The organism is Amycolatopsis alba DSM 44262, assembly GCF_000384215.1.
In the GTDB taxonomy this organism is placed as follows: Bacteria; Actinomycetota; Actinomycetes; order Mycobacteriales; family Pseudonocardiaceae; genus Amycolatopsis; species Amycolatopsis alba.
The window spans coordinates 8,902,615-8,924,745 of record NZ_KB913032.1 but is presented as its reverse complement, the minus strand read 5'-3'; the positions used below and the strand labels follow the sequence as shown (position 1 = coordinate 8,924,745).

At 68.8% G+C, this 22,131-nt stretch carries 17 protein-coding genes and 1 riboswitch; of the genes, 9 read left to right on the top strand and 8 right to left on the bottom strand.

Going from position 1 to position 22,131, the window contains the following annotated elements:
- Window positions 1-128: 128 nt before the first annotated feature.
- Together metE and AMYAL_RS0141015 are read right to left on the bottom strand one after the other, a co-directional pair.
- Window positions 129-2,402 (bottom strand): 5-methyltetrahydropteroyltriglutamate--homocysteine S-methyltransferase, encoded by a 2,274-nt coding sequence (metE, locus tag AMYAL_RS0141020; protein ID WP_020637128.1) that lies wholly within the window; start codon window positions 2,400-2,402, stop codon window positions 129-131.
- Window positions 2,403-2,504: 102 nt separating this feature from the next.
- A riboswitch (cobalamin riboswitch) is annotated at window positions 2,505-2,726 on the bottom strand.
- A 39-nt stretch (window positions 2,727-2,765) separates the two neighbouring features.
- Window positions 2,766-3,335, bottom strand: coding sequence for a TetR/AcrR family transcriptional regulator (locus tag AMYAL_RS0141015; protein ID WP_020637127.1), 570 nt, complete (start codon window positions 3,333-3,335; stop codon window positions 2,766-2,768).
- A gap of 89 nt (window positions 3,336-3,424) precedes the next feature.
- Here AMYAL_RS0141015 and AMYAL_RS0141010 point away from each other — a divergent pair, with 89 nt between their 5' ends.
- Window positions 3,425-4,375, top strand: coding sequence for a ketopantoate reductase family protein (locus AMYAL_RS0141010; protein ID WP_020637126.1), 951 nt, complete (start codon window positions 3,425-3,427; stop codon window positions 4,373-4,375).
- A gap of 95 nt (window positions 4,376-4,470) precedes the next feature.
- Here the strand turns inward: AMYAL_RS0141010 and AMYAL_RS0141005 are convergent, their stop codons facing one another.
- From AMYAL_RS0141005 to AMYAL_RS0140980, 6 genes are all read right to left on the bottom strand, one after another.
- Window positions 4,471-5,547, bottom strand: a complete 1,077-nt coding sequence (locus tag AMYAL_RS0141005; RefSeq protein ID WP_005152142.1) for a ribonucleotide-diphosphate reductase subunit beta — start codon at window positions 5,545-5,547, stop codon at window positions 4,471-4,473.
- Between the two features lie 77 nt (window positions 5,548-5,624).
- Entirely contained in the window at window positions 5,625-8,606 is a 2,982-nt protein-coding gene (locus AMYAL_RS0141000; RefSeq protein WP_020637125.1) for a ribonucleoside-diphosphate reductase subunit alpha, read from the bottom strand.
- Window positions 8,607-8,842: 236 nt separating this feature from the next.
- Window positions 8,843-9,451, bottom strand: a complete 609-nt coding sequence (locus AMYAL_RS0140995; protein WP_026467862.1) for an acetoacetate decarboxylase family protein — start codon at window positions 9,449-9,451, stop codon at window positions 8,843-8,845.
- Window positions 9,448-10,287: an enoyl-CoA hydratase-related protein gene (locus AMYAL_RS0140990; RefSeq protein WP_020637123.1), complete on the bottom strand. Its 840-nt coding sequence runs from the start codon at window positions 10,285-10,287 to the stop codon at window positions 9,448-9,450. Before AMYAL_RS0140990 ends, AMYAL_RS0140995 begins: the two co-directional genes overlap by 4 nt.
- Window positions 10,288-10,329: 42 nt before the next feature.
- Entirely contained in the window at window positions 10,330-10,803 is a 474-nt protein-coding gene (locus AMYAL_RS0140985; RefSeq protein ID WP_026467861.1) for a tetratricopeptide repeat protein, read from the bottom strand.
- Window positions 10,800-11,189 (bottom strand): MerR family transcriptional regulator, encoded by a 390-nt coding sequence (locus tag AMYAL_RS0140980; protein ID WP_020637121.1) that lies wholly within the window; start codon window positions 11,187-11,189, stop codon window positions 10,800-10,802. Before AMYAL_RS0140980 ends, AMYAL_RS0140985 begins: the two co-directional genes overlap by 4 nt.
- Window positions 11,190-11,238: 49 nt before the next feature.
- Here AMYAL_RS0140980 and AMYAL_RS0140975 point away from each other — a divergent pair, with 49 nt between their 5' ends.
- The 8 genes from AMYAL_RS0140975 (at window position 11,239) to AMYAL_RS0140940 (ending at window position 22,129) form a co-directional block, all read left to right on the top strand.
- A complete protein-coding gene (locus tag AMYAL_RS0140975) occupies window positions 11,239-12,099 on the top strand; it encodes an NAD(P)-dependent oxidoreductase (RefSeq protein WP_020637120.1) in 861 nt (286 codons plus the stop codon).
- 57 nt (window positions 12,100-12,156) lie between these two features.
- Window positions 12,157-13,569: a hypothetical protein gene (locus tag AMYAL_RS0140970; protein ID WP_143267761.1), complete on the top strand. Its 1,413-nt coding sequence runs from the start codon at window positions 12,157-12,159 to the stop codon at window positions 13,567-13,569.
- A gap of 210 nt (window positions 13,570-13,779) precedes the next feature.
- Window positions 13,780-14,574: a TIGR03084 family metal-binding protein gene (locus AMYAL_RS0140965; RefSeq protein WP_020637118.1), complete on the top strand. Its 795-nt coding sequence runs from the start codon at window positions 13,780-13,782 to the stop codon at window positions 14,572-14,574.
- Window positions 14,571-16,268: an acyclic terpene utilization AtuA family protein gene (locus AMYAL_RS0140960; RefSeq protein WP_020637117.1), complete on the top strand. Its 1,698-nt coding sequence runs from the start codon at window positions 14,571-14,573 to the stop codon at window positions 16,266-16,268. The genes AMYAL_RS0140965 and AMYAL_RS0140960 overlap by 4 nt, the downstream gene beginning before the upstream one ends.
- A complete protein-coding gene (locus AMYAL_RS0140955; protein WP_020637116.1) occupies window positions 16,265-17,413 on the top strand; it encodes an acyl-CoA dehydrogenase family protein in 1,149 nt (382 codons plus the stop codon). Before AMYAL_RS0140960 ends, AMYAL_RS0140955 begins: the two co-directional genes overlap by 4 nt.
- Window positions 17,410-19,008 carry an acyl-CoA carboxylase subunit beta gene (locus AMYAL_RS0140950; protein WP_020637115.1) on the top strand — a complete coding sequence of 533 codons (1,599 nt, stop codon included), beginning with the start codon at window positions 17,410-17,412 and terminating at the stop codon, window positions 19,006-19,008. Before AMYAL_RS0140955 ends, AMYAL_RS0140950 begins: the two co-directional genes overlap by 4 nt.
- A gap of 5 nt (window positions 19,009-19,013) precedes the next feature.
- A complete protein-coding gene (locus tag AMYAL_RS0140945; protein ID WP_020637114.1) occupies window positions 19,014-20,966 on the top strand; it encodes an acetyl/propionyl/methylcrotonyl-CoA carboxylase subunit alpha in 1,953 nt (650 codons plus the stop codon).
- A complete protein-coding gene (locus AMYAL_RS0140940) occupies window positions 20,963-22,129 on the top strand; it encodes an acyl-CoA dehydrogenase family protein (RefSeq protein WP_020637113.1) in 1,167 nt (388 codons plus the stop codon). The genes AMYAL_RS0140945 and AMYAL_RS0140940 overlap by 4 nt, the downstream gene beginning before the upstream one ends.
- Window positions 22,130-22,131 lie beyond the last annotated feature (2 nt).

Sequence of the window (22,131 nt, the reverse complement as noted above, 5' to 3'; positions counted from 1 at the left end):
TCCCCGTTGAGACCGGCTACCGCTCCACCATCGCACCCTTGTTGACGTCCTGACAATACCTCGGCGAAAGTCCGTGAAGGCCTCCTTCCCTACCCTGAGAGTAGGGAAGGAGGCCTTCACGGAACGGGTCAGCCCAGCTCGGCCCGCACCGCGTGGGCGGCCGCGACCAGGTTCCGCAGGGCCGGTTCGACCTCGGCGTAGCCGCGGGTCTTCAGGCCGCAGTCCGGGTTCACCCAGATCCGCTCGGCTGGCACGGCGCCGACGGCGGTCCGCAGCAGCCCGCTGACCTCGTCGACGTCGGGCACCCGCGGCGAGTGGATGTCGTACACGCCGGGCCCGACACCTCGGCCGAAGCCCGCCGCGCCCAGGTCGGTGACGACCTCCATCTTCGACCGCGCGGCTTCGATGCTGGTGACGTCGGCGTCGAGCGCGTCGATCGCCTTGACCACCTCACCGAACTCCGAATAGCACATATGCGTGTGGATCTGCGTCGCGTCGGAGATGCCGGACGTCGCCAGCCGGAACGACGAGACCGCCCACGCGAAGTACGCCTCGTGCGCGGCCGCGCGCAGCGGGAGCAGTTCCCGCAGCGCCGGCTCGTCGACCTGGATGACGCGGATGCCCACCTCCTGCAGGTCGTGGACCTCGTCGCGGATGGCCAGCGCCACCTGGCGGGCGGTCTCGCCCAGCGGCTGGTCGTCGCGGACGAACGACCACGCCAGGATCGTCACCGGACCGGTCAGCATTCCCTTGACGGGTTTGCCGGTCAGGCTCTGCGCGTAGCGCGCCCACTCGACGGTCATCGGCTCCGGGCGCGAGACGTCGCCGTACAGGATCGGCGGCCGGACACACCGCGAGCCATAGGACTGCACCCAGCCGAAGTCGGTGGCGGCGAACCCGGCCAGCCGCTCGGCGAAGTACTGCACCATGTCGTTGCGCTCGGGTTCGCCGTGCACCAGCACGTCCAGCCCGAGATCCTCCTGCAGCCGGATGACGTGCTCGATCTCCGCCTTCATCGCGGCCTCGTAGCCCGCGTCGTCCAGCGAACCCGCTTTGTGCGCGGCCCGCGCCTTGCGGACCTCGGTGGTCTGCGGGAACGAGCCGATCGTCGTGCTCGGCAACGGCGGCAGGTCCAGCGCGGCCTGCTGCGCCGCCGCGCGCCGGGCATAGGGGGAGCGGACGGTGTCTTCCGGCCGCAACGCCTCCAGCCTGGCGCGCACGCCGGCGTCGGCCAGGTCGGCCGCCGTGGCGCGATCCGAGACCGCGGCACGAGCGGCGGACAGGTCGACCCCGTCCTCCTTCAGCGCGCGCCCGAGCAGGACGACCTCGTCGACCTTCTGCTTGGCGAAAGCGAGCCAGCCCTTGAGACGCGGGTGAAGCCCGTCCTCCCGTTCGACGTCGTAGGGCACGTGCAGCAGTGAGCACGACGTCGACACGCTGACCGACTTCGCGGTGCCGAGCAGCGTCGCCGCCCGGCCGAGCGCGCGGGCCGGGTCGGTGCGCCAGACGTTGCGCCCGTCCACGACACCGGCCAGGACCTCCTTGTCCCGCAACGCGGGTTCGGCCACGACAGCGTCCACAAAGGACTCATCGGTGACCAGGTCGACGGCGATCGCGTCGATCGGGGAGCGGGCGAGCACTCCCAGAGCGCGACCGAGACCGCCGAAGTAGCCGGCGACCAGGATCTTCGGCCGCGCGGTGGCTTTCGCGAGCCGGTGGTAGGCGCGGATGAGCGCGTTGAGCTCCTGCTCGGTGCGATCCGCGGCGAAGGCGGGCTCGTCGAACTGCACCCACTCGACGCCTTCGTCGTGCAGCTGGCGCAGCAGTTCGACATAGCCGTCGAGGAGGTCGTCGAGCAGGTCCAGCGGGCGGAAGCCCTCTGGGGCGCTCTCGGACGCCTTCGCGAGGAGCAGGAACGTCACCGGGCCCACCAGTACCGGCCGCGTCTCGACGCCGATCGCGCGGGCTTCGCGATACTCGTCCAGCGGTTTGGTGCCGGTGAGCGAGAACGTCGTGTCCGGGCCGAGTTCGGGGACGAGGTAGTGGTAGTTCGTGTCGAACCACTTCGTCATCTCCATCGCCGGCGCGTCCTGCACCCCGCGCGCGGCGGCGAAGTAGGTGTCGAGCGGCGAAAGGCCGAGCGTCGTGAAGCGCTCCGGCAGCGCCCCGAACAGCTCGGCGGTGTCGAGCACCTGGTCGTAGTGGGAGAACGTGTTGGACGGGACGGAGTCCAGCCCGGCCTTTTCGAGCGCCTGCCAGGTCTGCGTCCGCAACGCGCGGCCGGTGCCCAGCAGTTCGGCCTCGTCGATCTTGCCCGCCCAGTAGCGTTCGAGCGCACGCTTGAGTTCCCGGTCCGGTCCGATCCGGGGGTAGCCCAGCACTGTCGTGCCGATTTCGGTCACAGCTCTCTCCTCGCGAGCTTGTCGTCAGAGTCCGGAGCGCGCGCAGGAGTGACCGCGATTTCGGTCGTGCCCATCCCGCGAGGCCCGGACTCACGCACGCCGTCGGCGCACGTACCACGGGCAGGTCTTCGGACTCGTGGGCGACTCGCTCGCTCCTACCGGCCGTCGCTTCCCAGGGCGCCATGCCCAGTGCTTTACCGTGTCTCGCACGGTGACGGCTTTCGTTCCCACATACCGCTGCGGGGCAGTCCCGGATTCACACCGGGTTCCCTGTTACCTCGACCGGCCTGGGAGGCCGGGCGAACCAGTAGCACCTCGAAGCGTACTCAGGAGCGCTACGGGACCGCTCGAATGTGAGAAAAGTCAGAGCGGACGGTGCAGCCCGTCCAGCAGGAGGGTGATGACACCGTCGGCCTCGGCCCGCCATCCGGGGCGGTCATGGGCCGCGCCGATGCCGTGCAACGCCATCATCACGGCGCCGGCGTCCACGTCGTCGCGAACGGTGCCGTCCCGGACGGCGTCGGCCACCAGGTCGGTGACAGCCTGTTCCAGCGCCTGGCTGCCCTCGGCGAGCGCGCCCGAACGATCGGCCATGAGGGTGGCCAGCGTCCGGGCCAGGCCTTGATGGGCATCGATGTGGTCGACCATGTCGCGGAGGAAGGTCGCCAACGCCTCCGCCGCGGGCAGGGTGGCCTGGAGCTGTCGGGCGCGGTCGCACAGCGCGGCGACTTCCCCGTGGTAGACCGCCTCGGCCAGTGCCTCCCTGGTGGGGAAGTGGCGGTAGAGCGTGCCGGTGCCCACGCCTGCCAGGCAGGCGAAGTCGTCGAAGCGCAGATCGAAGAAGCATCCGGCCTGGAAGAGCTCCCGTGCCTTGGCGAGCAGGGCCTCGCGCTTGCGCCGGGCATCGGCCCGCAGCGGCTTGTCGGCGGTCATGCGCTCCCTCGCGTTGACAAATGGAGATCATCTCCATATTTTCGAAGTGGAGATGATCTCCACATCAATCGTACCCCGTGAGGTGCACCTTGAAGATCCTGATGTTCGGCCGTGGCGTGATCGCCACCATCTACGGCTGGGCCCTGCACAAGGCGGGACATGACGTCGAGTTCTACGTCCGGCCGGGCCGCGCTGCGGAGTACGGGGACACGGTGGATCTCGACCTGCTCGACACGCGGCGCCGGGTATGGGGGCAGCGCGTCGTCGAAGAGTGGCCGGTGCGCCTCCGCGAAACACTGGAGCCGGACCACGATTTCGACCTGATCGTGCTCAGCGTGTCGCACCACCGCCTTCCGGAGGCGACGGCTTTCCTGGCCCCTCGTGTCGGCAAGGCCACGGTACTTGTCTTCGGCAACATCTGGACCGAGCCGACGGCGGCGATCGGCCCGCTCCCTCTCGACCGGATCGCCTGGGGCTTTCCGCAGGCCGGAGGCGGTTTCGACGCGGACGGCGTGCTCCACGGGATGCTGATGCCGTCGGTCATCTTCGGCACCCTCGGCAGGCCCCCGACCGATCGGGAGCGGGCCGTGCGCCAGGCGTTTCGCGAGGCCGGGCTCCGGATCAAGGAGCGGCCCGACTTCCGCGGCTGGCTGTGGGTCCATTTCGTGTCGGATGCGGGCTTGCTCTCGCAGGGCCTGCGGCTGGGTTCCCTGTCCGAGCTGGCCGGGTCGAGGACCGACTTACGCGAGGGGTTGCTGAACGGCCGTGAACTACTGCCGCTTCTCCAGGCGCGCGGCCTCGACCTGCGACGTCACCGGGTCGGTTTGCTGCCGTTCCGGGCGCCCACCTGGCTGACGGCCTCCGTGCTCGCCTGGCTGACCGCTCATGTCGCCGTGGCGCGCGTGAGTGTCACGGCGCACTCCGACCCCGGCGCCGAGGAGCCGCGCGAGGTCTGCCGGGACACCCTGGCCGAAGCGCGGCGGCTGGGCGTCCCGGTGCCGCGCCTGGAAGCGGCGGAACAGTACTTCGCCCAAGCCTGAACCTGAAGCGGCGAAAGTGTTGCCGAGTACATGAAGGCCCCCTTCCTGCACCTGGGCGCAAGGAAGGGGGCCTTCATGTACTTCGGAGGGACTTGTCAGTCCCAGTCGAGGGCGCCACCGGACTGGTACTCGATGACGCGGGTCTCGAAGAAGTTCTTCTCCTTCTTGAGGTCCATCGCCTCCGACATCCACGGGAACGGGTTCTCCGTCTCGCCGAAGATCGGCTGGAGGCCGATCTGCTGGGCGCGGCGGTCGGTGATGAAGTGCATGTACTGCTCGATCAGCTCGGCCGAGAGCCCGAGCATGCCGCGCGGCATGGTGTCGCGGGCGTAGGCGACCTCGAGCTCGCACGCCTCGGTCAGCATGCCGCGGATCTCCGCCTGGAACTCTTCGGTCCACAGGTGCGGGTTCTCGATCTTGATCTGGTTGATGCAGTCGATGCCGAAGTTCAGGTGGATCGACTCGTCGCGCAGGATGTACTGGTACTGCTCGGCGATGCCGATCATCTTGTTCCGGCGGCCGAGCGACAGGATCTGCGCGAAGCCGGTGTAGAACCACATGCCCTCGAAGATCACGTAGAACGCGACCAGGTCACGCAGGAAGTTCTGGTCGGCCTCGGGAGTGCCGGTCTCGAAGTCCGGGTTCTCCAGGTTCTGCGTGTACTTCAGCGCCCACGCGTCCTTCTCCGAGATGGAGGGGACCTCGCGGTACATGTTGAACAGCTCGCCCTCGACCAGGCCGAGGCTCTCGCAGATGTACTGGAAGGTGTGCGTGTGCACGGCCTCCTCGAACGCCTGGCGCAGCAGGTACTGGCGGCATTCGGGGTTGGTGATCTGCCGGTACACCGCGAGCACGATGTTGTTGGCCACCAGCGATTCCGCGGTGGCGAAGAAGCCGAGGTTGCGCTTGAGCATGGTGCGCTCGTCCTCGGTGAGGCCGTCGGGCGACTTCCACAGCGCGATGTCGGCCTGCATGGCGACCTCGGTCGGCATCCAGTGGTTGTTGCAGCCGGCGAGGTACTTCTCCCACGCCCAGGTGTACTTCATCGGCAGCAGCTGGTTGACGTCGGCGCGGGCGTTGATCATCCGCTTGTCGTCGACGTTGATGCGGGCGGCGCCGACTTCGATCTCACCGAGGCCGGTGGCGTCGGTGGAAGCGTCAAAGGTGGTCATACAGAGGCTCACTTCACGAGTGGGGGTCGTGAGTGGCGATTCGGGTCAGAACCCGAATCGCCACTCACGAGGATGTCTTACTGGCAGGCTTCGCAGTCCGGGTCGTCGATGCGGCAGGAGGCGCCGTCGGTGGCGACGAAGTCGACGTCCGAGACCTGCGGGATCTCCTTCGGCTCCGGCTTGGCGGCCGGTGCCGGGGCGGTCACCGGCACGGCCGGGACGGCGGCGGTTGCCGACGGGGCGGGCGAAGCGGCAGGAGCCGGGGCCTTCGGTGCGGCAGGTGTGGCTGGTGTGGCCGGGGCCGGGGTGGCCGAGACCGCGTTCAGCTTGCCGTCGGTGCCGCGCAGGGTGCTCTTCTCCACGTGCGTCGCGGACCGCGCCCGCAGGTAGTACGTGGTCTTGAGGCCCTTGTGCCAGGCGTAGCGGTACAGCTCGTCGAGCTTGCGGCCGCTGGGCGCCGCGATGTACAGGTTCAGCGACTGTGCCTGGTCGATCCACTTCTGACGACGCGAACCGGCGTCCACGAGCCACTTCGACTCGATCTCGAACGCGGTGGCGTACAGCGCCTTCAGGTCGTCCGGCACGCGGTCGATCTGGCCGAGGCTGCCGTCGAAGTACTTCAGGTCCGAGACCATGACCTCGTCCCACAGCCCGCGCGCCTTGAGCGAGCGGACCAGGTGCGGGTTCACCACGGTGAAGTCACCGGACATGTTCGACTTGACGAACAGGTTCTGGAACAGCGGCTCGATCGACTGCCCGACGCCCACGATGTTGGAGATCGTCGCGGTCGGCGCGATCGCCATCACGTTGGAGTTGCGCATACCGACGGTCTTGACCCGCTCGCGCAGCGGCGCCCAGTCCAAAGTGGACGAGGTGTCGACGTCGAGCGCGTCGCCCCGGCGCGCGTCGATCAGCAGCTGCATCGAGTCGATCGGCAGGATTCCCTTGCTCCACAAGGAACCCTCGAACGTCTGGTACTGGCCGCGCTCCTCCGCGAGGTCGGTCGACGCCGAGATCGCGTAGTAGCTGATGTGCTCCATGCTGAGGTCCGCGAACTGTACGGCCTCTTCCGAGGACAGCGGGACACCGATCTCGAACAGCGCGTCCTGGAAACCCATCAGGCCCAGCCCGATCGGGCGGTGCCGCAGGTTGGAGCGGCGTGCTTCCGGGATGGTGTAGAAGTTGATGTCGATCACGTTGTCGAGCATGCGGACAGCGGTGCGCACGGTCTTCTCGAGGCGCTTCGCGTCGATGCCCTCGGGGGTGACGTGCTTGAGCAGGTTCACCGAGCCGAGGTTGCAGACCGCGACCTCGTCGGTGGTGGTGTTCAGGGTGATCTCGGTGCACAGGTTGGACGAGTGCACGACACCCACGTGCTGCTGCGGCGAGCGCAGGTTGCACGGGTCCTTGAAGGTGATCCACGGGTGGCCGGTCTCGAACAGCATGGTCAGCATGCGGCGCCACAGGTCGATCGCGCGGACCTTGCGGAACACCTTCAGCTCACCGCGTTCGGCGGCGGCCTCGTACTCGCGGTAGCGCTCGGCGAACGCGGTGCCGTAGAGGTCGTGCAGGTCCGGGGTCTCGTTCGGCGAGAACAGCGTCCACTGCGCGTCGGCCTCGACCCGGCGGAGGAACTCGTCCGGCACCCAGTTCGCGGTGTTCATGTCGTGCGTACGGCGACGGTCGTCACCGGTGTTCTTGCGCAGGTCGAGGAATTCCTCGATGTCGACGTGCCAGGTCTCGAGGTACGCGCAGGCCGCGCCCTTGCGCTTGCCGCCCTGGTTCACCGCGACCGCGGTGTCGTTGGCGATCTTGAGGAACGGCACGACACCCTGCGACTGGCCGTTGGTGCCCTTGATGTGCGCGCCGAGCCCGCGGACCGGGGTCCAGTCGTTGCCGAGACCGCCCGAGTACTTCGCCAGCAGCGCGTTGTTCTTGTACGCCTGGAAGATCGAGTCCAGGTCGTCGTCGACGGTGGTCAGGAAGCAGGACGACAGCTGCGGGCGCGTGGTGCCCGAGTTGAACAGCGTCGGGGTGGAGGCCATGAAGTGGAACGACGAGAGCAGCTCGTAAAATTCGATGGCACGAGATTCCCTGTCGTCCTCGCGGATGGCGAGGCCCATCGCGACGCGCATGAAGAACGCCTGCGGCAGCTCGAAGCGGACGCCGTTGTGGTGCTGGAAGTACCGGTCGTACAGGGTCTGCAGGCCGAGGAAGCCGAAGTCGAGGTCACGCTCGGCGTGGATGGCCGCGGTGATCTTGTCCAGGTCGAAGGTCTGCAGCTCCGGGTTGACCAGCTCCAGCTCGATGGCGCGCTTGAGGTAGTCCCGGAAGTACTGCGGGTACCGGGTGGTCATCTCGTCCTGGCTGGCCTGCTGCGGGGCACCCGCGAGGTAGGTGAGCGCCTCGCCGCGGAGCTTGTCCGCCAGCAGCCGGGCGCTGACGTAGGAGTAGTTCGGCTCCTGCTCGACGAGCACGCGCGCGGCCATGATCTGGGCGAGGGCGAGTTCGTCGGCGCTGATGCCGTCGTACAGGTTGCGCTTGGCCTCGGCCAGCACCGGCTCGGCCGAGACGTCGTCGAGTCCGGCGACGGCCTCGCCGACCACGTGCGAGACGCGGGCCCAGTCGAGCGGGCGGAGCGAACCGTCGGCCGTCTTGACGCTGATCGCGACGTCGGACGACGCGGGCTTCTCGGACTCGCGGGCCTTCGCGCGCTCGTCGCGGTAGAGGACGTACGCGCGGGCGACCTTGTGGTGCTCGCCGCGCATCAGCGCGAGCTCGACGATGTCCTGGATCTGCTCGATGTGCAGCGCGGTCTCGGGACCGGCGTGGCGGAGCAGGGTGGTCTCGATCTGCTCGGTCAATTCCTTGACCAGGTGGTGGATCCGCGACGAGGCGGCCGCGTCACCGCCCTCGACGGCGAGGAAGGCCTTGGTCACGGCGACCGAGATCTTGTTCGCGTCGAAGGGGGACACGCTGCCGTCCCGCCGGATGACTCGCACGGTCGCGGGCGTGGTGTCCGAGGACGAAGGTGGCCGCTGACCGGTTTCCAGTGACATGCGTAGTCTCCACTGTGTCTCTTAAAAAGGGCGCGTTGAAGCACCACAAGGCCTCGCAAGGCCATGCGCTGCACGTTCACAAAGCTGTCCGACCACCGCTCCTGAGCGGTCTCCCCGTCGCTGGGCGGTGCCGGTTCCCAGAGACTACATGTAGGGGTCGGAGGCTGCACGTGCCCCAATGGGTGGCGTGTCGTGGTCTCACCCTGGCGGGTTAGGCGATCACGCAGGGCTGCTGGTCAGCCGCCGAAAACGATCGTGAAATCGCGCAGGCAGGCACTCAGGACCGGCCGCTGACCGGCCAGGAAGCCGAGCGGTCCGTGCTCGTTGAGCCGCCAGTCCGCGGCCGCCGGACGCGGGCGGGCCTTCGCCCGGACGGGGCTTCTTTTGAGACGGCCGTCCAGCATCTGGACGACGTCGAAGGCCGCGGGCATCCGCACCGGAAGGCTCGGGCGGGCGGTGAAGGCGGCCGTCGCGATCCAGTCCTCGTGGGTGGCCGCGGAGGCGGTGAACGTCCGCCCGTGGGTGAAGTCGAGCGCGGCGAGGTCCTTGGGGATGCCCCACAGCGCGCGGCCGCCGTCGAGCGAGACCTCGCTGTCGACCCAGATGTCGGTGATCGAGCTGGAGAGACGTTTGCCTCGGACCGCGACCGTCGCGAGCAGCTCGTGGTACTGAAGCTGTCCGGGCTCCTGGTAGTCGATCCAGGCGGTGAACACCTGTGCGCGGCCACCGACCGTGACCGGTTCGACGCCGTCGGGCAGTGCGGGCAGTTCGCTCACCGGGACCCGCCAGACCGACAGGTACGCCTGGCCCGCCAGGTTCCACGGCTCCGGGGGATAGGCGGTCACGCGTTCCGCCACGGCAGGTAGGCGGGCTGGTCGGTGTCGACGCGCATGGAGAACTCCGGTGGTCGTTTCTGCAGAAAGGACATGACCCCTTCGACGGCGTCCGGGCTGGTGCCCAAGCCGCCGATCAGCCGTGAGTCCAGTTCGTGCACGGGGAACGGCGACGCGGCGCTCGCCATCCGGTACAGCAGCTGGCGGGTCACCGCGACCGAAACCGGTGACGTGGTCGAGGCGATCTCCAGCGCCAGTTCGCGGGCCTTGCCGAGCACCTCGCCGGGCTCGTGGACACTGTGGACCAGTCCGGCGGTTTTCGCTTCCTCGGCGCCGAAGACGCGGCCGCTGATCATCCAGTCGAGTGCCGTGCCCATCCCGACGAGCCGGGGGAGGAACCACGCGGACGCGCCTTCGGGATAGATGCCGCGGCGGACGAACACGAAACCGAACCGGGAATCCGTGGAAGCCAGCCGGTAGTCGCATGACAGCGTGATCGTGACGCCGCCGCCGACGGCCGCGCCCCGCAAGGCCGCGATCACCGGCTTGTTCATCGTGAAGATCCGTTTCGAGCAGCGTCCCGCCGGCTCCTGCCACGCCGCGTCCGGTCCGGACTCCGGGTCGAAGTCGAAACCGCCCTGCGAGAGGTCGGCGCCCACCGAGAAGTCCTTGCCGTTGCCGGTCAGGATCACCACCCGGACGTCTTCGTCGCGGTCGGCCCGGTCCATCGCGTCGCCGAGTTCGTCGGCCATGCGGATGGTGTAGCCGTTGCGGGCCTCCGGCCGGTTGAGCGTGACCGTCGCGATGCGGTCGGCGACCTCGTAGGTGATTTCGGCGTACGCGCTCATCACGTGAAAGTAAGGCTATGTTGACAAGGTGTCAATAAGGCATCACTCGACGTCGTCCAGGTGCTCCGCGTAGTACTCGACCGCTCGCCGGTACCGCTGGACTCCGCCGTCTCCGCTCGTGGCCGCGAGTACCTTCAGCAGCGTCCCCGTCGCCTCGCGGGCCTCCCCGACGTTGTACAGCGCCATCGCGAGGAATGTCTTCAGCGCCGCGTCGTCCGGGAATTCGTCGAGGCCGCGACGCAAGGTCTTCAGCGATTCGGCGTACCTGCCCAGGACGCGATACGTGCTGCCGAGCCCGACGAACACGCCGTGCCTGTCCTCTGTGGACAGACCTTCGCCGATGAGCGCCTGTTCGTAGAACGGGGCGGCTTCGGCTTCCAGCCCGGCGGCGTCGTGCGCCCAGGCCGTCTGATAGGCGACGACGGCGTCCTTCGGGTGCTGTCCGGCCAGCGCGATCAGCTTCAGGCGGGCCTCGTCGGCGCCCTGCTCGCGCAATCGGACTGCTTCCGCGCTCACGCGGCACCTTCGAACGGGGGATAGGCCTTCGCGCCTGTCCGCTCCGCCGCGTCGATGTAACCGGCGAGCGCGTCGCGGGACCGCGCGATCTTGGCCAGCTGCTCGTCGAGCCGTCCGAGCCGTTCGCGCATCGCGGCCAGCAGTTCGGGGCAGCCGATCAGCTCCGGCTCCTCGCCGATCGCGCAGGGCAGCAAGTACGCGATGTCCTCGGACGACAGACCCGCGGCGAGCAGATGCCGGATCTGCTTCACCCGCAGCAAGGCCGTCTCGTCGTACTCGCGGTAGCCGTTCGAGCCGCGCTCGGCCTCCAGGAGACCTTGGGCCTCGTAGTAGCGCAGCTGATGGGCGTTGACGCCCGTCCGATGACTCAGTTCCCCGATTTTCATCGCTTCCCCACTTGACCTTCATACCGGTATCAACGTTGACGATGCTGCCATGGACAACGAAACCACCACACCTGTGACAGTTCTCGGCCTGGGCCTGATGGGCACCGCGCTCGCCCGCGCGTTCCTGAAGGCCGGGCATCCCACGACCGTATGGAACCGGACGGCCGCCAAGGCCGCCTCCTTGGTGGCCGAGGGGGCGCGGCTCGCGCCCACGATCGGCGACGCGCTCGCGGCGGGCGGCGTGACGATCGTGTGCCTCACCGACTACCCGGCCGTGTACGACCTGCTCGACGCCGACCTGGACGGCGCGACGCTGGTCAACCTGACCTCGGGTGACTCCGCACAGGCACGGGAAGCCGCCGAGTGGGCAGGGAAACGGGGCGCCCGCTACCTCGATGGCGCGATCATGGCCATCCCGTCGTCGATCGGGACCGACGAGGCGGTGATCCTGCTCAGCGGCCCGCGGCCGGACTTCGATCTCGGCGCGCTCGGCACCGTCAGCCATCTCGGCGAGGACCCCGGACTCGCGTCGCTGTACGACGTCGCCGGATTGGCGATGATGTGGAGCGTCCTGAACGCGTGGCTTCAGGGCACCGCGATGCTCAAGACGGCCGGTGTCGACGCCGCGACCTACGCGACGTTCGCGCAGCAGATCGCCGTCGGGGTGGCAGGCTGGCTGCCCGGCTACGCCGAGCAGGTCGACAAGGGTTCGTTCCCCGCGGAGGTGTCGGCACTGGAGACCGACGCGCGGGCGATGGCGCATCTGGTCGAGGAGAGCGAGGCGCTGGGGGTCGACGCCGGACTGCCGAAGCTCATCAAGGCGATGGCCGATCGCGCGATCGCCGCCGGGCACGGTGGGGAGCAGTACCCGGTGCTGATCCGGGAGTTCGAGCGGGGGCCACGCGGTTAGTCCGGTGAATGCGGGTTTGTACGGGTCGTATGCGCGAGCCGGGCAGGGTCGGGGACCATGACGACACCCTTGCCCTCACGGCAGGCCGTGAGATGGTCCGCGGTCGCGTTGCTGCTCGCGTTCGTGGGTTCGCTGCTCGCCGGGCCCGCCGAGGCGGCGCCCGCGCAGGGGATCCGGGCGAGCTACGCCAATCCCGTACGCAAGGCGGACGGGCACGTCGACGCACAGGCGACCGTGGACCGGCTCCGGGCGATGAACGCGGACACGTACGCGTTCCTGGTCAACAGGTCCACCGACTGGGGTGATCTGGAGCAGGAGTTCCTGCCAGCCGCGCAGGCGAGCGGGCTCTCGGTCTGGGTCTACCTGGTCCCGCCGACCGAATGCCCTGAGCAGGATTGCGCCAAGTACTTGCCCTACAAGGGGAACTACGTCGCCTGGGGCGAGGCGATCGCCCGGCTCTCGCTGCGGTTCCCGGTGCTGAAGGCCTGGGCGATGGACGATTTCAACGCCAACACGTCCACCTTCACCAAGGACTACACCGCCAGGATGCGCACCGCCGCCCGTGCGGTCCAGCCGGGGCTGGACTTCTATCCCGTGGTGTACGCCAACGCGGTCACTCAGTCCTTTGTGGATACCTATGCCGCGAGCATCGACAGTCTCATCCTGCCCTTCCGTGACGACCCGTACCGCAACACGCTCTGGACCGGGAGCCTCCGTCCGCAGCTGGACCAGATCGTCGCGCGGCTCGCGAGCAAGAGCCGCAAGGCCATCCTGATGGTGTACGCCTCGACGCTGTCGCGTACCACGATCACCCCGGACGTCGAGTACGTCCGCACGGCGACCGCGGTCGGCTTGGAGTACGCGAAGGCGGGGAAGCTCGACGGCGTCATCCAGTACGCGCTGCCGTTGACGGCGGGGCGACCGCAGTCCGGCGATGAACGCGTCGCGCACACCGGGAACAGCGCGCTGGTGTTCACCGTGCACCCGGACAACGCCACGACGGCGGGGGACTACGCGGCCGCGAGTACGACGATCCGCCTCGACGCCGGGTCGACGTCGTGCCGGATGGTCGTGTGGCACACCGACGACCGGCCTGCGACGAGCCCGCTCGGGTACCACGCGAAACAGGCGATCGTCGGCGGGACGCAGGTGTGGGAGCGCGACGTCGCCAGTGAGGGGAGTGACTGGTACACGTCCTCGCCGATCGACCTCACCCCGCGGCTGAGCGGCGGATCGGCGACGCTCACCCTGCGCCTGTACGAGAAGAAGGCCGTCACCAACTACTCGGTGACCGCGCGGATGGACGACATCGGCTTGACCGGTTGCCACGTCGCGAACCCCGGCTTCGAGGCCGACGGCGGCTGGACGTACAGCCGGAAGGGCGGTGACGTCCTGACCGGGCGCCACACCTACGACCCGGTGTACTCGACGTCGGTCCACGCCGCGGTCGGTGCGCTCTACGGTGGCTGAAGGGGACGCGGTGCGGTGGTCGTGAGTGGCGATTCGCCAAGTCCGTGAAGGCCTCCTTGAGGGACTCAGAGTCCCTCAAGGAGGCCTTCACGGACCGGGCCTGGGATCGACGCCGGCCACGTCGCGGAGCCGTCCCTCGGCAAAACAATCAGGCGTGCTTGATTTTTCTGGCGAGGGGTGCGAGCCTGGGGGAGACGCGAGGAGGCGGGCATGGCTGACCTTGGCGTGATCCTTGGGGATCTCGCGGCGGAATCGCAGGCCATCGACGACGTGGTGGCGGAGCTGCCCGCGTCGGACTGGGCGCGGCGGACCCCGGCCGAAGGCTGGACGATCGCCCATCAGATAGCCCATCTGGCCTGGACGGACCAGAAGGCGCTGATCGCGGCGCGCGGCTCCGAGGCCGACTGGCAGACCGAGATCGAAGGGCTCCTCGCGACCGGGGAGAGCTACGTCGACGACGGTGCGGCCGCGGGTGCGAAGACACCGCCCCGCCAGCTGCTGGCCGAATGGCGGACCGGTCGCGCGGAACTCGCCGACGCGCTCGTCGCGGTGCCCAGCGGCGAGAAGATCCCCTGGTACGGGCCGCCGATGAGCGCCGCGTCCATGGTGACCGCGCGCCTCATGGAGACCTGGGCCCACGGCCAGGACATCTTCGACGCGCTCGGCCTCGCGCGTGAGAACTCGCCCAGGATCTGGCACATCGCCCGGTTCGGGACCCGCACCCGCGACTTCGCCTACAAGCTCAACTCGCTCGCCCCGCCCGCCGAGGAGTTCCGTGTCGAGCTGGCCGCGCCGGACGGCACCACCTGGGCTTTCGGGCCCGAGGACGCCGGACAACGGCTCACCGGCAGTGCCGTCGACTTCTGTCTCGTCATCACCCAGCGCCGTCATCCTGAAGACACCGACCTGGTCGCCACCGGCGCCGACGTCGAGGAATGGCTCGGGATCGCGCAGGCCTTCGCCGGGCCTCCCGGCGCGGGACGGCAGCCGGGGCAGTTCGCATGACGGCGGGCCCGATCAGGATCGGCAACGCGTCCGGGTTCTACGGCGACCGGTTTTCCGCGGTCCGCGAGATGCTCACCGGCGGCCCGCTCGACGTGCTGACCGGCGACTACCTCGCCGAGCTGACCATGCTCATCCTCGGCCGCGACCGGATGAAGGACCCGAACCGCGGGTACGCCAAGACCTTCCTCCGCCAGATGGAGGCGAACCTCGCGCTGGCCAAGGAAAAAGGCGTCAAGATCGTCGCCAACGCCGGTGGGCTCAACCCCGCCGGACTCGCCGGCGCGCTCCGCGAACTGGCCGCGAAACTCGGCGTCGACGTCGCCATCGCGCACGTCGAGGGCGACGATCTCATCCAGCGCGCGGAAGAGCTCGGCTTCGGTAAGACGCTGACCGCCAACGCCTACCTCGGCGCGTGGGGGATCGCGGACTGTCTCGACGCGGGCGCCGACATCGTGGTGACCGGGCGGGTCACCGACGCTTCGGTGATCGTCGGACCCGCCGCCGCGCACTTCGGCTGGGCGCGCGACGACCACGACGCGCTGGCAGGCGCGGTCGCTGCCGGGCATGTGATCGAATGCGGCACGCAGGCCACCGGCGGCAACTACGCCTTCTTCACCGAACACGAGATCGGTGTCCCCGGTTTCCCGATCGCCGAGATCTCCGCCGACGGCTCCAGCGTGATCACCAAGCATCCCGGCTCCGGCGGCGTCGTGAACGCGGGAACCGTTACCGCGCAACTGCTCTACGAGATCACCGGCGCCCGGTACGCCGGGCCGGACGTCACGGCCCGGTTCGACACGCTGACCCTGACCGACGACGGCCCGGACCGGGTCCGGATCAGCGGCGTCACCGGTGAACCCCCGCCGCCGACGCTCAAGGTCTGCCTGAACGGCCTCGGCGGTTTCCGCAACGAGACGACGTTCGTCCTCACCGGACTCGACATCGAAGCGAAAGCCGCGCTGGTCAAGGAACAACTCGAAGGCGCGCTCAAGGCCCGGCCGCCCGCCGACGTCCAGTGGACGCTGGCCCGCACGGAGCACGCCGACGCCGAAACCGAGCAGCAGGCGAGCGCGTTGCTGCACGTCGCGGTGAAGGACGCCGATCCCGAGGTCGCCGGACGCGCGTTCAGCGGCGCGGCGATCGAGCTCGCACTGGCGAGCTACCCCGGATTCCACGTCACCGCACCGCCCGCGGCGGCCTCGCCGTACGGCGTCTATCGGCCCGCTTTCGTCGACGCGCACGAGGTTCCGCACGTCGCCGTCCTCCCGGACGGAACGCGCCGCGACATCGCGCCCGCCGCCGAAACGCTGCCTCTGTCCGAAGTGGACAACGAGCAGCTGCCCGCTCCGTTCACGCAGGCCGAGGTCCGGCGCGCGCCGCTGGGCAGGGTGATCGGCGCCCGCAGCGGGGACAAGGGCGGCAACGCGAACGTCGGCGTCTGGGCGCGTTCGGACGAGGCGTGGCGCTGGCTCGCGCACCGGCTCACCGTCACCGAGTTCAAACTGCTGCTCCCGGAGACCGCGGACCTCGAAGTCCGGCGGCATCTCCTGCCGAACCTGCGGGCGCTCAACTTCGTCGTCGAAGGCATCCTCGGCGAGGGCGTCGCGTCGCAGGCGCGGTTCGACCCGCAGGCGAAGGCACTCGGGGAATGGCTGCGCTCCCGCGAGATCGACATCCCGGAGGCTCTCCTGTGACCGACCCCTTCTCCACGCCGGAACGCGCCGAGCTGCGCAAGACCGTCCGGCGGTTCGCCGAAGCCGAGATCCTGCCGTACCTCGACGACTGGGAGCGCGAAGGCGAGCTGCCCCGCGAACTGCACCGCCAGGCCGGGGAACTCGGGCTGCTCGGCGTCGGTTTCCCCGAGGAGGTCGGCGGCGGGGGCGGCGACTACCTCGACGCCGTCGTCATCGCCGAGGAACTGCATTACGCGGGCGGTTCCGGCGGGCTCTTCGCCTCGCTGTTCACCTGCGGCATCGCCGTCCCGCATATCGCGGCGGCCGGGGATCCCGTGCAGATCGAACGCTGGGTCCGGCCTACGCTGGAAGGCGCCAAGATCGGCTCGCTCGCGGTCACCGAACCCGACGGCGGCTCCGACGTCGCCGGGATCCGCACCACGGCGGTCCGCGAAGGTGACGAGTACGTCATCAACGGTGCCAAGACCTTCATCACCTCGGGCTGCCGCGCCGACTTCGTGACCACCGTCGTCCGCACCGGGGAATCCGGCGCGCACGGGATCTCGCTGATCGTGGTCGAACGCGGCACGCCGGGCTTCACCGTCTCCCGCAAGCTGGAGAAGATGGGCTGGCTCTGCTCGGACACCGCCGAACTGTCCTATGTGGACGTCCGGGTGCCCGCGGAGAACCTGATCGGCGCCGAGAACAGCGGGTTCGCCCAAGTCGCCACGCAGTTTGTCACCGAGCGGGTCTCGCTGGCGGTGCAGGGTTACGCGCACGCGCAGCGGGCGCTCGACCTGACACTGGACTGGTGCCGCCTGCGGGAGACGTTCGGCCGTCCGCTGATCTCCCGGCAGCTGGTGCAGCACAAGCTCACCGAGATGGCCCGCAAGATCGACGTCGCCCGCGCGTACACCCGGCAGGTCGCCCAGCGGCACGTCGCGGGCGAAGAGGTCATCGCCGAAGCCTGTTTCGCGAAGAACACCGCCGTCGAGACCGCCGAATGGGTGGTCAACGAGGCCGTGCAGCTGCACGGCGGACTCGGCTACATGCGGGAGTCCGAAGTGGAGCGTCACTACCGTGACGTGCGCATCCTCGGCATCGGCGGCGGGACGAACGAGATCCTCACCGGCTTGGCCGCGAAGCGATTGGGATACACCGCATGAGCACGATCAGGTCCACTGTGGACTCACGGAGCGAGGAGTTCGCGGCCAATCGCGAATCCATGCTCGGCAAACTGGCCGAGATCGACGGCGAGCAGGCCAAGGCGATCGCGGGTGGCGGCGAGAAGTACGTCACCCGGCATCGCAAACGCGGCAAGCTGCTCGCCCGCGAGCGGATCGAGCTCCTCCTCGACGAGGACTCGCCGTTCCTGGAGCTTTCGCCACTGGCGGCCTGGGGTTCGGACTACCAGGTCGGCGCCAGCGTGATCACCGGCATCGGCGTGGTCGAAGGCGTCGAATGCATGATCTCGGCGAGCGACCCGACGGTCAAAGGCGGGGCGAGCAACCCGTGGACGGCCAAGAAGAGCTACCGCGCGGCCGACATCGCCGCACAGAACCGCTTGCCGGTGATCAACCTCGTCGAGTCCGGCGGCGCGGATCTGCCGACGCAGAAGGAGATCTTCATCCCCGGCGGCCGGATCTTCCGCGACATCACGCGGTCTTCGGCGGCGAAGGTGCCCACGATCGCGCTGGTGTTCGGCAACTCGACCGCGGGCGGCGCGTACCTGCCCGGCATGTCGGACTACGTCGTCATGGTCAAGGAACGCGCGAAGGTGTTCCTCGGCGGGCCGCCGCTGGTCAAGATGGCCACCGGTGAGGAATCCGACGACGAATCGCTCGGCGGCGCCGAAATGCACGCCCGCACGTCCGGTCTCGCCGACTATCTCGCGGCGGACGAAGAGGACGCGATCCGGCTCGGGCGCAGCATCGTCAAACGGCTCAACTGGTCCAAGCAGGGGCCGACGCCGAAACCGGACTACGCCGAGCCGCTGTACTCCGCCGAAGACCTGCTCGGCATCGTGCCCACCGATCTCAAGGTGCCGTTCGACCCGCGCGAGGTGATCGCCAGGGTCGCCGACGGTTCGGACTTCGACGAGTTCAAACCCTTGTACGGCAGCAGCCTCGCCACCGGCTGGGCGAGCATCCACGGCTACCCGGTCGGCATCCTCGCGAACGCGCAGGGTGTGCTCTTCGGCGAGGAATCGCAGAAGGCGGCGCAGTTCATCCAGCTGGCCAACCAGATCGACACGCCACTGGTCTTCCTGCACAACACGACCGGCTACATGGTCGGCAAGGAGTACGAGCAGAGCGGCATCATCAAGCACGGCGCGATGATGATCAACGCCGTGTCGAACTCGAAGGTCCCGCATCTGTCGGTGCTCATGGGTGCCTCCTACGGCGCCGGGCATTACGGCATGTGCGGCCGGGCCTACGATCCCCGGTTCCTGTTCGCCTGGCCCAGCGCGAAATCCGCGGTCATGGGCCCGCAACAGCTGGCGGGTGTGCTGTCCATTGTGGCCCGTGCCGCCGCCGCGTCGCGGGGCCAGGACTACAACGAGGAGCACGACGCCGCCATGCGCGCCATGGTCGAAGGGCAGATCGAGGCGGAGTCGATGCCGATGTTCCTCTCCGGGATGCTCTACGACGACGGGATCATCGATCCCCGCGACACCCGAACGGTGCTCGGGCTCAGCCTGTCCGTGATCCACAATGGACCAGTGAAGGGCGCCGAGGGCTTCGGCGTCTTCAGGATGTGAGCGGCATGATCGAGAAACTTCTGGTCGCCAACCGCGGCGAGATCGCCCGCCGCGTGTTCCGCACCTGCCGTGACGCCGGGATCGGCACGGTCGCGGTGTTCTCCGACGCGGACGCGGACGCGCCGCACACCGCCGAGGCGGACGTCGCCGTCCGGCTGCCGGGCAACGCGCCGTCCGACACGTATCTGCGCGCCGAACTGCTGATCAAGGCGGCCGTCGAGACCGGTGCCGACGCGATCCACCCCGGTTACGGCTTTCTGTCGGAGAACGCCGCGTTCGCCCGCGCCGTGATCGACGCGGGACTGACCTGGGTCGGCCCACCACCGGAAGCCATCGAGAGCATGGGCTCCAAGGTCGAGTCCAAGCGGATGATGGCCGAGGCCGGTGTTCCGATCCTGTCCGAATTGGACCCGGCCGAGGTCACCGAGGCCGACCTTCCGTTGCTGGTCAAGGCCTCCGCTGGTGGCGGCGGACGCGGGATGCGCGTCGTACGCTCGCTCGGCGAACTCGCCGAGGCCGTCGAAGGGGCGAGCGCGGAAGCGGCGTCGGCGTTCGGCGACCCGACCGTGTTCTGTGAGCGGTACCTGGAGACCGGGCGGCATATCGAGGTCCAGGTGCTCGCCGACACCCACGGCACGGTGTGGGCGGTGGGGGAGCGGGAATGCTCGATCCAGCGCCGTCACCAGAAGGTCGTCGAAGAAGCGCCGTCGCCGTTCGTCGACGAAACGATGCGGGAGGCGCTGTTCGACGCCGCGCGCAAGGCCGCGCAGGCGATCGACTACGTCGGCGCCGGGACGGTCGAGTTCCTCGCCGGTCCGGACGGGCGGTTCTATTTCCTGGAGATGAACACCCGGCTCCAGGTGGAACACCCCGTCACCGAGGCCACGGCCGGGCTCGACCTCGTGTCGCTGCAACTGCGGATCGCCGAGGGCGAGCATCTGCCGATCGACGAGCCGGAGACGCGAGGCCACGCGATCGAGGTCCGGCTCTACGCGGAAGACCCCGCCGCGGGCTGGCAGCCGCAGAGCGGCACTTTGCACCGGTTCGAGCTTCCCGCCGCACAGCGGGAATTCGAAGTCGGCCCAGGTGTCCGGCTCGACTCCGGTTTCGTCAGCGGCCAGACCGTCGGCGTGCACTACGACCCGATGCTCGCCAAGGTCATCGCGTTCGCCCCGGATCGGCGGAGCGCGGCGCGGGCCTTGGCCGGAGCACTGGCGGGCGCGGAGATCCACGGCGTGGTGACCAACCGCGACCTGCTGGTGAACGTCCTGCGCCACGAGGCCTTCCTCGCGGGCGAGACCGACACGGCGTTCTTCGACCGGCACGGGCTCGAAACCTTGGCCCGGCCACTGGCCACTGTGGACACTGTACGGATTTCCGCGCTGGCCGCCGCTTTGGCCGGTGCCGCCGTGAACCGGGCGGGCGCCCAGGTGCAGGGACGGCTGCCGAGCGGCTGGCGCAACGTTCGCTCGCAAGGGCAGCGCAAACGTTTTCGTCGAGGCGAAGACGAGATCGAGGTCGTCTACACGCTCACCCGTGACGGTCTGCGTGCCGACGGCTTCGACGGCGTCGAACTGGTTTCCGCCGGGAACGACGGCGTGGTCCTGGAAGTCTCCGGGGTGCGGCGGAAGTTCGCTGTCGCCCGGTACGGCGACACGGTGTACGTCGATTCGCCGGAAGGCACCGTCGAGCTGAGCGTGGTGCCGAGGTACCCGGATCCCGACGCGGCGCTCGCCGCCGGTTCCCTCGTGGCGCCGATGCCGGGCACGGTCGTCCGGCTCGCGGTCGAGGCCGGTGACACCGTCAAGACCGGTGATCCGCTGCTGTGGCTGGAAGCGATGAAGATGGAACACCGGATCGCGGCGCCAGCCGACGGCGTCGTGACCGAACTCCCGGTGGTGGTCGGACAACAGGTCGAAGTGGGCACGATCCTCGCGGTGGTAGGAGACGACGAATGAACGCGATGAACTTCACCGAGCCGGAGGAGCGCGCCGCGCTGCGGGCCGCGGTCGCCGAACTCGGCAAGAAGTACGGGCACGAGTACTACTCGAAGCAGGCCCGAGCCGGGCTCAAGACCGAGGAACTGTGGGCCGAGGCCGGACGGCTGGGCTACCTCGGCGTGAACCTGCCCGAGGAGTACGGCGGCGGGGGAGCGGGGATCGCGGATCTCGCCGCGGTGCTCGAAGAACTCGCCGCGGCGGGCTGCCCGCTGCTGCTCATGGTCGTCTCGCCGGCGATCTGCGGCACGGTCATCTCCCGGTTCGGCACCGACGAGCAGAAGAAGCGCTGGCTGCCCGGCATCGCCGACGGCAGCAGGCGGATGGTCTTCGCGATCACCGAGCCCGACGCCGGGTCGAACTCGCACAAGATCACCACCACCGCGAAACGCGACGGCGGCGATTGGGTCCTCAGTGGACGGAAGGTCTACATCTCCGGCGTCGACGAGGCGGACGCGGTCCTGGTCGTCGGCCGCACCGAGGACTCCAAGACCGGCAAGCTCAAGCCCGCGCTGTTCATCGTGCCGACCGACGCGCCCGGCTTCGAGTACAAACAGATCGAGATGGACATCGTCTCGCCGGAGAAGCAGTTCGGCCTGTTCCTCGACGACGTCCACCTGCCCGCCGACGCGCTGGTCGGCGAAGAGGACGCGGCGATCGCGCAGCTGTTCGCCGGGCTCAACCCCGAACGCATCATGGGCGCGTCGTTCTCGCTCGGCATCGCCCGGTACGCGCTGGCCAAGGGCGTCGCCTACGCCAACGAGCGCAAGGTGTGGGGCGCGCCGATCGGCACCCACCAGGGCCTCGCACATCCGCTGGCCGAGATCAAGATCGAGCTGGAACTGGCCAAGCTCATGACGCAGAAGGCGGCGTCGCTCTACGACTCCGGCGACGACTTCGGCGCGGGCGAGTCGGCGAACATGGCGAAGTACGCCGCCGCCGAGGTCGCCATCCGCGCCGTCGACCAGGCCGTGCAGACCCACGGCGGCAACGGTCTCGCCAGCGAGTACGGGCTGGGCACGCTGGTCGCGGCCGTCCGGCTGGGCCGGATCGCGCCGGTGAGCCGTGAGATGGTGCTCAACTTCGTCGGCCAGCACAGCCTCGGCCTGCCCAGGTCCTACTGAGG

Excerpts from the sequence above, each read along its gene's own strand:
- AMYAL_RS0141015 (WP_020637127.1), bottom strand. The coding sequence starts at position 3,335 with ATGACCGCCGACAAGCCGCTGCGGGCCGATGCCCGGCGCAAGCGCGAG.
- AMYAL_RS0141005 (WP_005152142.1), bottom strand. The coding sequence starts at position 5,547 with ATGACCACCTTTGACGCTTCCACCGACGCCACCGGCCTCGGTGAGATC.
- AMYAL_RS0141000 (WP_020637125.1), bottom strand. The coding sequence starts at position 8,606 with ATGTCACTGGAAACCGGTCAGCGGCCACCTTCGTCCTCGGACACCACG.
- AMYAL_RS0140990 (WP_020637123.1), bottom strand. The coding sequence starts at position 10,287 with ATGAGCGCGTACGCCGAAATCACCTACGAGGTCGCCGACCGCATCGCG.
- AMYAL_RS0140980 (WP_020637121.1), bottom strand. The coding sequence starts at position 11,189 with ATGAAAATCGGGGAACTGAGTCATCGGACGGGCGTCAACGCCCATCAG.
- AMYAL_RS0140975 (WP_020637120.1), top strand. The coding sequence starts at position 11,239 with ATGGACAACGAAACCACCACACCTGTGACAGTTCTCGGCCTGGGCCTG.
- AMYAL_RS0140970 (WP_143267761.1), top strand. The coding sequence starts at position 12,157 with ATGACGACACCCTTGCCCTCACGGCAGGCCGTGAGATGGTCCGCGGTC.
- AMYAL_RS0140965 (WP_020637118.1), top strand. The coding sequence starts at position 13,780 with ATGGCTGACCTTGGCGTGATCCTTGGGGATCTCGCGGCGGAATCGCAG.
- AMYAL_RS0140960 (WP_020637117.1), top strand. The coding sequence starts at position 14,571 with ATGACGGCGGGCCCGATCAGGATCGGCAACGCGTCCGGGTTCTACGGC.
- AMYAL_RS0140950 (WP_020637115.1), top strand. The coding sequence starts at position 17,410 with ATGAGCACGATCAGGTCCACTGTGGACTCACGGAGCGAGGAGTTCGCG.
- AMYAL_RS0140945 (WP_020637114.1), top strand. The coding sequence starts at position 19,014 with ATGATCGAGAAACTTCTGGTCGCCAACCGCGGCGAGATCGCCCGCCGC.
- AMYAL_RS0140940 (WP_020637113.1), top strand. The coding sequence starts at position 20,963 with ATGAACGCGATGAACTTCACCGAGCCGGAGGAGCGCGCCGCGCTGCGG.